Origin of the sequence: Nevskia soli (assembly GCF_903970205.1) — a bacterium.
Taxonomy (GTDB): Bacteria; Acidobacteriota; Terriglobia; order Bryobacterales; family Bryobacteraceae; genus Bog-113.
This window is the reverse complement of record NZ_CAJCHS010000084.1, coordinates 1-9,322: the sequence shown is the minus strand read 5'-3', so window position 1 is coordinate 9,322 and position 9,322 is coordinate 1. Positions and strand designations below refer to the sequence as shown.

The window sequence follows — 9,322 nt, the reverse complement described above, 5'->3', positions numbered from 1 at the left end:
GCGGTCACGTTGCCGCGCGTATACGCGTCGGGCGATTGCTCCGTGTTGTTCAAAAGCACGCCGAGATGGGAATGCGCGCTGACGAGCCCTGGGATGACGGTCTTGCCGGTGCAGTCAATTACAGACGCGCCCGCCGCGTGCGCTTGCGACGCGGGAGAAACCGACTCGATCAATCCGCGCCGGAGCGTGATGTCGAGATGTTCTCGCGCCGGCGAGCCGGTTCCGTCGATCACTGTCGCGTTATGAAGGATGACCGGTTGCTGTGATCGGGCGAGCGCAGACGTGAAAAGAACTGCAACAAGCAAAGTACAAGCACGCATAGGTTCCTCCTTTAAGCAAAGAATACAGAACTTACCTGCGACAACCGGACGCGCTGGAGCACAACCAACTTTCAATCGTGCCGCTTTTCAAGACCAACAGCGCCGCCGTGTTCGGAATCGACGCCCATCCGGTACAGGTGGAAGTCGACCTTTACAAGTCGGGCATGGCTCGCGATTTCGTGCTGGTCGGGATGCCCGATACGGCCGTTCGCGAGAGCCGCGAGCGCATCAAAAGCGCCATGATGAACTCCGGTTTCGGCTACCCGAACAAGGCGGTGACCGTCAACCTTGCGCCGGCGAACGTTCGCAAGGAGGGCGCGGGTTTCGATCTGCCGATGGCTCTCGGAATCCTCGGAGCGATGGGAGTTGTGCATGGATTAGACCAGCACCTTGCGATCGGAGAACTTTCGCTCGATGGCGCCGTGCGCCCCGTGCGGGGCGCTCTATCGATCGCCGTTTGCGCGCGGCAACAGGGCATACGGAATCTGATCCTCCCGGAGGAAAACGCGGCCGAAGCTGCGGTGGTCGAAGACGTTCATGTGTTCGGCGTTCGAAGCCTGGCGGAATCCGTGGCTCTGCTCGCCCGTCCCGAGGAATTCACGCGCGCACTTCCGCGAGTAAGAGCCGCTGCCGAGGACTCTGACGCTCTGTATCCCGATTTTGCCGACGTGCGGGGTCAGATCACAGCCAAGCGGGCTTTGCAGATCGCGGCGGCGGGCGCGCACAACGTGCTCATGATCGGCCCGCCCGGATCGGGCAAAACGATGTTGGCCAAGCGCCTTGCGGGGATTCTGCCGCCGCTTCGTTTTGAAGAAGCAATCGAGACGACGAAGATCCACAGCATCGCGGGCCTGCTCCCCAAGAACGCCGGATTGTTGGGGACCCGCCCTTTTCGCTCGCCGCACCACACCATTTCAGATGCCGGACTGATCGGAGGCGGCAGCAGCGCGCTGCGTCCCGGCGAGGTCAGCCTCGCGCACAACGGCCTACTGTTTCTCGACGAGTTCCCCGAGTTTCCAAGAAACGTGCTGGAGTTGCTGCGTCAACCGCTTGAGGACGGGTCAGTCACGGTCGCGCGTTCGCACATGACCTTGTGTTTCCCAGCTCGATTCATGATGGTTGCGGCTATGAATCCGTGCCCGTGCGGATTCTACGGCGACGCGACGCGCGAGTGCCGTTGCACGCCGGCCACCATCACGCGCTATCTCGGCCGGATCAGCGGTCCGCTGCTGGACCGCATCGACATCCATATCGAGGTACCGGCCGTGCCGTATAAAGAGCTGCGGTCGGAGGTAGCGACGGAAACTTCCGCGTCCATGCGGGAACGCGTCGATGCGGCGCGTGCCATTCAGTATGCGCGCGGATGTTATAACTCCGCCCTGCCGCCGCGCACGCTAAGAAAGCTTTGCGCATTGGATGCCGCCGGTGAACGTACATTGGAAATGGCCGTTCGCAAGATGAGCCTTTCGGCCCGCGCGCACGATCGGATACTGAAGGTAGCGCGCACGGTGGCCGATCTGGATAACTCCGACGCGATCGCGCCGAAACACATAGCTGAAGCAATCGGCTATCGAAGTCTGGACCGGCATTACTGGACATAAGTCTTGGCCAGTACTTACCAGGGCACTTACTGACTTACCCCTCCGGAAACGTCAACTCGAATCGCGTTCCAGGTTCGCTCCGGTCGAGCATTAAGTTGCCGTCAATCTGCTTCGTCAGAATACTAATGATTTTAAAACCCAGTGAGTGCGGGCTTTTCCACTCCAGATTCTCCGGAAGGCCGATTCCATCATCCCGGCACGAAAGCGAGAGGCCGCCGGATTCGAGCCGGCCAAAACAGACTTTGATCGTCCCCGTGCGGCCGTCCGCGAAAGCGTACTTCAAGGCGTTCGAAATTAACTCGTTCAAAATCAGGCCGCAAGGAATTGCACGGTCCACTGGCAGTTCGATGGCTTCTGCCTCGACGCCGAAGCTTACTAACTCGGAAGCTGTCGAATACGAGGCGAATAAGTCGTTCGCGAGTTGTTTAACGTACTCGCCGAAGTTGACCCTATCCAGCCGCTCCGTGGCGTACAGATGTTCGTGGATGGATGCCATGGATAGCACTCGTTGCTTACTCTCGGCAAGCGCCATCCGCGCCTGATCGTTGTCCAGATGCTTGGATTGCATTCCGAGGAGAGCCGCGATCACGGCCATATTATTCTTGACCCGGTGATGCACTTCTTTCAGCAGTACGGTCTTTTCGGATAGCGTTCGCTTAAGACGGTCGATCAGCTGCTCCCGCTCCAGATTCGCGTGGTTAAGCATCTCGACCTTCGCGCGAAGCTCCTCCTCGGCCCGATTGCGTTCCGCGCGCAACTGCGTCAGCGTTAGGGCCCGGCTTACGGCGGCTCCGACGCGAGCAATGCGGTCTTTGAGCAGGTAATCCGTGGCGCCGTCGCGCATCGCTTCCACCGCCACGTCTTCGCCCACCGCGCCGGAGATCAGAATGAACGGGATTTCCAGCCCGCTTTCCCGCAGCAGTTTCAGCGCCCGGAGCCCGCTGAACCGCGGCATCGAATAGTCGCAGAGTATGATATCGGGCCCTTTGTGCAACGCCTTGAGAAAATCCTCTTCCGTGTCTACGCGCGACCATTCCGGATAGAAACTAGCCCTGCGTAACTCCCTCAAGAGCAGTTCGGCATCTTCTTCGTTATCTTCGACTAACAATAATCGCAATGCCTGCATGGCCTTCCTTACGCTAACGTGAAATAGAACGTTGCGCCTTCATTCAAAACCGCCTCCGCCCAAACCCGTCCGCCGTGCCGATAAACAATTCTTGCCACGATCGCGAGCCCGATGCCGATTCCTTCATACTCTTCGGTGCGATGTAGCCGCTTGAACACACCGAACAACTTATCCAGGTAGCGCATGTCGAAGCCGACGCCGTTGTCGCGAACGTAATAAACACCGGACTTCTTACATCCGACCTCGATCTTTGCAACCTCCCTGATGCGGCTGTACTTAATAGCATTCGAGAGTAGGTTGATAAATATCTGCTTCAGCAGCAACGGATCGGCCTCACAAACCGGAAGATCGCAAATCGTTATTTCAACTTCTCTTCCATCGCGCTCGGCGCTCAAGTCTTGCCACGCCACGCGAACGACATCGGCCGCGGCCACTTTCTGTTTGCGCAGCGGCTGCCGGCCAAGCTGCGAAAACGCCAAGATACAGTCGATTAGTTCGCCCATCTGGACAGCATTTCGATTAACCACCTGGAGTAGCTGCTGGGCTTCATCCGTTAGTTGCGGCGCATGTTCTTCCAGTAGGATGGTGGAAAAGCCGCGCATGCGGCGGAGCGGAGCGCGGAGATCGTGCGAGACGGAGTACGAGAACGCTTCCAGTTCTTTATTGGCGACCTCGAGCTCCGCGGTGCGTTCCTTCACCCGCTGATCCAGGTCCGCGTTCAGCATCCGGACTTCCTCTTCCGCGCGCTGGCGTTCCGCAAGCTCCCGCTGCAACTTCTGATTGGTCTGCTCCAATTGCCCGGTGCGCTCGGCCACGGTCGCCTCCAGCACCTGGTTGATGTACTGTTGGCGTTCCAGCCCATGCCGCATCGCCAGCGCGACAGCATTTCGATTGTGCATGAAAATCAATCCAATATAGGCCAGCAGGATCGACATCGCAGCGATCGTTTCAATGCGCGCGACCCGGCGAAAATCAGACAGCGCCTGATCTTCATCCACCTTGCGAACGAGGACACTGCCGATGTTCTCGACTTTCTCCATCGCGGCCAGAACGTCGACTCCCCGGTTGTCAACGTACTCCCCGAATGACGCGCGATTTTCGACCGCTGAACCGGCCCCTTGAAGCAGCGTGTCGGACGTATGTACCGAGCCGGCGGGAATGGTCAGGTAGCGGCCTAAACCGGATTCCATCTGCAATAAGACGGTCGCGCCGGTGCGGCTGCCCGTGCGGTTTGCCATGATTAGCGGCAGCAGATCGCGGGCAAAACGATCAATGATGACAACGACACCAATGGGAGATTCCGCCGGCGGTCTTTTGGAGTCTGCCGAATCAAACACCGGCATCAGAAACACCACCGTAAGTTCGCCTTTAGCGCCCTGCGCCAACTTGACCGCGAAACGGCGGTCGCGTACAACCGATCCGAAAATCTCGATGAACTTCGGACCGGTAATGACGGACGTCCCAGGCTCTATACCGGCGGCCTGAGCCGCGATCCGGCCGTTCGGGTCGAACAGATAGACGGCGTCATACTCATAGATCGTTCTGTATTCCTCAAAACGGTCAAGAACCTGATTTTTTAGAGCGGTCAGGTCTCCGGCGCTAAATCCGCGGTTACTTTCGCCTAACAATAGTTCCCGGGTTGCAGCGAAGTCAGCCAGCATCCGCGCATCGTCCTGGCTCTGTTGCAGCGACGTCCGCAGCGTCCAATTCTGATAGCTTACGGACGCGCTTAGTTCAGATCTCCAGTGGTCTAATGTTATTTGGTGATTGTGGCGAATCACATAGGCAGTAAAGGCGCCGATCGCCAATGTCCCGGAAATAATCGCGAGGACATGGGATGCGGGCAGCCATGCGGCGGACTGGAGGGGGGCCCCTCGTTGCTCTTGAGATATCGAGTCGCTTCGCCCCATTTCATATCTCGCCGGCAACATGGATAGCCGTTTCTTGGCGCCGCAACCGGCATTGCTCGATGGCCGTTCGAACCGCGAGTCCCAGCCGTTCAAGCTCGTCTTTCAAAACCAAGTCGCTTAGGCCGCTTTTCATGACGTCAAACGCAAGGTCCCCCCCTTGCCGTCCGGTCACCAGGATGAACGGAATATCGAGGCCACGCTCCTGTAACAACTCCAGGGCGCGGAATGCGTCGAATCCCGGTAAGTCGAAGTCCGACAAAATAATCTCAGGCGCATTTAGTAATTGCGATAGAAACTCGGCTTCCGTGGCCACGCGGACCCAATCGAAGTCGAAGCCATCCTGCTTCAGAGCGCGAAGCAGTAATACAGCGTCCGCGGGCTCGTCTTCAATGACAAGAACGCGAATTTTTTCGGACATCATACTCGGAGGTCGGAGCGCGCGGCGGTCGCCCAACCATGCATGCGCGGAAGCCCGGCAGCTTCGCGGAATGCGTTTGGAAGGTGGCTACTCACGTCGAGTCGGGTGCTCTTCGCGATGTTCCCCCGTCGCCGGGGGGAAGCCAATATATACCACTAAATGCCGCTTGCCCGCGCGGAGCGGAGGACGATTGCGCCGGGTTATGGGGACGCAACCGATGTTCTAACTATCTGAAGGGAGGTCGGTTCGGAACGCGAGTCGTCCCGAAAGAGCACGCGTGGAATGGCCTGTGACCGGGGGATATCGCTGGCGCCAAGGAGGGGTTTTCAGGCGGAGCGCCGCCGGTTTCGTTGCAAGCCGGCGGCACTTCACGGAGACGGATCGAGATTGCTGCTACGGGAGAACCAAGGACGATAAACCGCTTATCATGGCCAAAAGCGCGGGGACTACCGGCGGCGGGGGTGGCGGCGGCGGGGGAGTCTTGATCGGACGCGCAAAAGCGTCGATCGCGGTCAGCGTAAGGATCACGAATAAATAGGCGAAATGGCGTTTATAAAAAGTTCGGAGGAGTTTGGTTACAAGCATGGGTTTGATGATAATGTACGATCCATAACAGTTTTCGATCACTTTAATTGTGTGTCGATCTGGCAAAGCCGTGCGGCTTGCCCGTTCGATAATCGGAACCGGGGGGCGGACTTCCGAACCGATCAGCGCCAAGTTGCCGCGTATCGATTCTGCGTTCGCCCGGTGCGCTTGGCCCCGCGTTTCGACTGTTACGCGCACCGCACTCCGAGGAAAGCGTGGGAATATGATGCGTATTAGCCGTTGCCTTTCTTATGACACCCAAACCGATCACGCGTCGCACTTTTTTCTATGGCAGTCTTTTAGCGGGCACCGTGCCGCTGGGCGGCTTTGGAAGTCAACTTTCGCTCAAGAGTCTCGGCTATAAGTCTCCAAATGAAAAGCTGAACATTGCGTCGATCGGAGCGGGCGGCAAAGCCCAAAGCGATATAGCGGGTTGCGCCGCGACGGAAAACATCGTGGCTTTGTGCGATGTCGACGAGGTATCGGCAAAGAACACCTTCGAGCATTTCGCGAACGTGCCGAAGTTCGCTGACTATCGCGAGATGCTGGATAAACAGGGCGCCGCGATCGACGCGGTCATCGTCACCATCCCGGACCACATGCATGCAGCCGCGGCCATAGCGGCCATGCAGCTCGGTAAACATGTTTACGTGCAGAAGCCGCTCGCGCATACCGTTTGGGAGTGCCGCGAATTGTTGAAGACCGCGCAGCAATACAACGTGGCGACGCAGATGGGCAATCAGGGCTATTCGAACGAGGGAACCAGGCAATGCGCGGAGATGATCTGGTCGGGCCAGATCGGCAATGTCACCGAAGTGCATGCGTGGACCAATCGACCGGTCTGGCCGCAAGGGGCGATTGATCCTCCCGTAACTTCGCCGGCGCCCTCGACGGTGCACTGGGATCTTTGGTTGGGCGTCGCAAAAGACCGGCCTTACAGCGACGACTACCTTCCGTTCACGTGGCGCGGGTTCTACGATTTCGGCTCGGGCGCCTTGGGAGATATGGCGTGTCATATCCTGGGCGCGGCAAACATGGCACTGCGGCTGGGCGCGCCCACGGCGGTGGAATGCGTGCGCCAGGAAGGCAGTAGCGACATTTACTTCCCGGCGAAATCGGTCGTGCGATTCGATTTTCCGGCTCGAGGGTCGATGCCGCCGGTCAAGATCTTCTGGTATGACGCGATGCGGGACAAGCAGCCGAATTTCCCCAATGCGCCGCAACGGGAAATCCTGGGCGATTTGCCATACAACCGCACCAGCCGGCCGGACGCGGGTCTCAAACCGAGAGAGCGGCAGATTATCGGACAAGTATTCACCGATCAGTTCTTTTCGCCCAGGGAGATGCCGCCCGCGACACCGCGGCATGCGCCGGACGAGGCGAACATGACTCCGAAGGAACGCAAGCTCGCTAAGTGGATGGGCATGATCAACGACGGCACGAATGGCAGCCTATTTGTCGGCGAGAAAGGCATGATCACAACCGGAACGTACGGGGAAAACACGCGCCTGCTGCCTGTAGAGAAGATGAAGGACTACGATTTTCCACCGGAGATGCTGCCGCGTTCGCCCGGACATTACCGCGACTGGATTCGCGCTTGCAAAGGCGGCTCTCCAGCCTGTTCGAACTTCAATGTGTCGGCGCCGTTCACCGAGTGGATTGCGCTCGGCGCTATCGCCACCAAGCTGAACTGCAGGCTGGAGTGGGACGCGGAGAACATGAAGATTACGAATAACGCGGCGGCGGACCAACTATTGAAGCCTGTCATACGGAACGGCTGGAAGATCGGATAGTCTGTTTCGCCCGGCGGACTCGGCCAAGGTAACTGGGCGCGTTCCTATAAAGTGCGCTCAGACGTACTAAGTGGATGACGATTATCCTTCGCGTTCTCTTGGCCTGCCCCCTGAAAAGCCGGGCTCCCCGTTAGTCTCGTCGCACAATAACACACAAATTACGTTGGGAATTCGATAATAACCCGTCGTGCCCGGCTACAAAATCGTGATATGTTTGAGTGCTTTTTATCGGTGAGGCTTTAAACCGATGCGAAAAAACCGATTAGGTTGGCACATTTTTCTCCAATGCCCAAATCCGGAAACACGGAATCTTGCCGAAATCTTTATGGCTTCCTAACGGCCCGTCGCCCAATCTTGGGGGAGACGACTTTGCCCATGAAGCGCGAGGAAGAGCGACGGAAAAGAAACGGTATGGCCGGGAAACTACTTATTACGGTATTGGTGCCGATCTGCACGGCGATTCAAGTTATGGCGCTGCCATCCCCGGCTGCGGCCGCAGACGTGTTTGGAGGACTAGGCGGTGTGACCCTCGACTCAGCCAGCGGACAACCTGTCCCGTCGGCCCAGATCGTCGCCCATAACGTCGACAACGGAACGAACCGGACCGCGGTTAGTGGCGCGAATGGGGCTTTCGCGATCGACCGCCTTGCGCCCGGACACTATGAAGTAGATGCCGTAAAGCAAGGCTTCAGAAAGTTCTCGACTAATGTGCAAGTCGCGCCCGTGAGGACCGCGCAGGTCGATCTTCTACTCGCCGCCGCGGATGCTGTGCCGAATAGCATTCCCTCCACAACGGCAGCTTCGACCGTCTCTGTTACTGAAGAGCTGGAAGCAATGAAGCGGCGCATTGAACAACTTGAGGCTTTGTTAAGCGCCCAAAAGACCACCCCCCCGCCTGAAAAGGTTTCGCCGGTCGACAACTCACCGGTTGCCGGTGGATTTATGAAGCGTCCGGAACCGGAGGAAGTGGCGTCCAACGCGATTCCTCAGAGTACTGCGCCTGGTGGGCAGAGCGCCGGTGCGCCGGGCGCTCAAAAAATAGTGGAAGCCGCGCCCGCTCCCACGGTCGACAATTTCACGCCATTCGCGGATTACGACTGGACCTGGTTGAACGGCAACCCACGTAACAAGGACGTTGCCTTCGATAGCAAGTTCTTCACCCCGGAAATTCGCGCCGATATTACTTATACGTACGACTTTAACAAGCCCGTGGATGACTCCATGGGCGGGTCGAGCGAATTGTTTCGTTCCAACGAGATCCAGCTGGAGCAGATGGGTCTCGGCGGCGACTTCCATTGGGACAATGTCCGCGCCCGATTCATGACTCAATTCGGTGAGTACTCCGTGGCAACCATCCGTAATGATCCCAGTTACGCGAAGGGTCAGTGGGACATCGCCGATGCCGATCGTTATCTATCGGAAGCCTACGGCGGGTACCACATCAACACCATGCATGGGATCAACATCGACGCCGGAATCTTCATGTCCTATGTCGGCCTGTTCAGTTACTATAACTTCGACAATTGGGCTTATCAGCCGTCTTATGTTTCGTCGAACACTCCCTGGTTC

Annotated in this window: 6 protein-coding genes and 1 pseudogene; 3 read left to right on the top strand and 4 right to left on the bottom strand. The window is 57.9% G+C overall.

Annotated elements, in window-relative coordinates:
* Nucleotides 1-233: pseudogene (locus H1Y01_RS04245) on the bottom strand (amidohydrolase family protein); the annotation flags it as partial.
* 164 nt (nucleotides 234-397) lie between these two features.
* On the opposite strand from H1Y01_RS04245, the gene H1Y01_RS04240 reads away from it, so the two are divergent.
* Nucleotides 398-1,921 carry a YifB family Mg chelatase-like AAA ATPase gene (locus H1Y01_RS04240; protein WP_180539029.1) on the top strand — a complete coding sequence of 508 codons (1,524 nt, stop codon included), beginning with the start codon at nucleotides 398-400 and terminating at the stop codon, nucleotides 1,919-1,921.
* 34 nt (nucleotides 1,922-1,955) lie between these two features.
* Here H1Y01_RS04240 and H1Y01_RS04235 read toward each other — a convergent pair whose 3' ends face one another.
* The 3 genes from H1Y01_RS04235 to H1Y01_RS04225 are packed head-to-tail and all read right to left on the bottom strand — an operon-like array spanning nucleotide 1,956 to nucleotide 5,378.
* On the bottom strand, nucleotides 1,956-3,038 hold the full coding sequence (locus H1Y01_RS04235; protein WP_180539028.1) for a sensor histidine kinase: 1,083 nt from the start codon (nucleotides 3,036-3,038) through the stop codon (nucleotides 1,956-1,958).
* Nucleotides 3,039-3,055: 17 nt separating this feature from the next.
* Nucleotides 3,056-4,957, bottom strand: coding sequence for an ATP-binding protein (locus H1Y01_RS04230; RefSeq protein ID WP_180539027.1), 1,902 nt, complete (start codon nucleotides 4,955-4,957; stop codon nucleotides 3,056-3,058).
* A gap of 1 nt (nucleotide 4,958) precedes the next feature.
* Entirely contained in the window at nucleotides 4,959-5,378 is a 420-nt protein-coding gene (locus H1Y01_RS04225; protein WP_180539026.1) for a response regulator, read from the bottom strand.
* Between the two features lie 833 nt (nucleotides 5,379-6,211).
* On the opposite strand from H1Y01_RS04225, the gene H1Y01_RS04220 reads away from it, so the two are divergent.
* Both H1Y01_RS04220 and H1Y01_RS04215 read left to right on the top strand, forming a co-directional pair.
* Nucleotides 6,212-7,753 (top strand): Gfo/Idh/MocA family protein, encoded by a 1,542-nt coding sequence (locus H1Y01_RS04220; protein WP_180539025.1) that lies wholly within the window; start codon nucleotides 6,212-6,214, stop codon nucleotides 7,751-7,753.
* A 411-nt stretch (nucleotides 7,754-8,164) separates the two neighbouring features.
* On the top strand, nucleotides 8,165-9,322 hold a 1,158-nt coding region (locus H1Y01_RS04215), incomplete at its 3' end, for a TonB-dependent receptor (RefSeq protein WP_180539024.1).

Excerpts from the sequence above, each read along its gene's own strand:
- H1Y01_RS04225 (WP_180539026.1), bottom strand. The coding sequence starts at position 5,378 with ATGATGTCCGAAAAAATTCGCGTTCTTGTCATTGAAGACGAGCCCGCG.
- H1Y01_RS04220 (WP_180539025.1), top strand. The coding sequence starts at position 6,212 with ATGACACCCAAACCGATCACGCGTCGCACTTTTTTCTATGGCAGTCTT.
- H1Y01_RS04230 (WP_180539027.1), bottom strand. The coding sequence starts at position 4,957 with ATGGGGCGAAGCGACTCGATATCTCAAGAGCAACGAGGGGCCCCCCTC.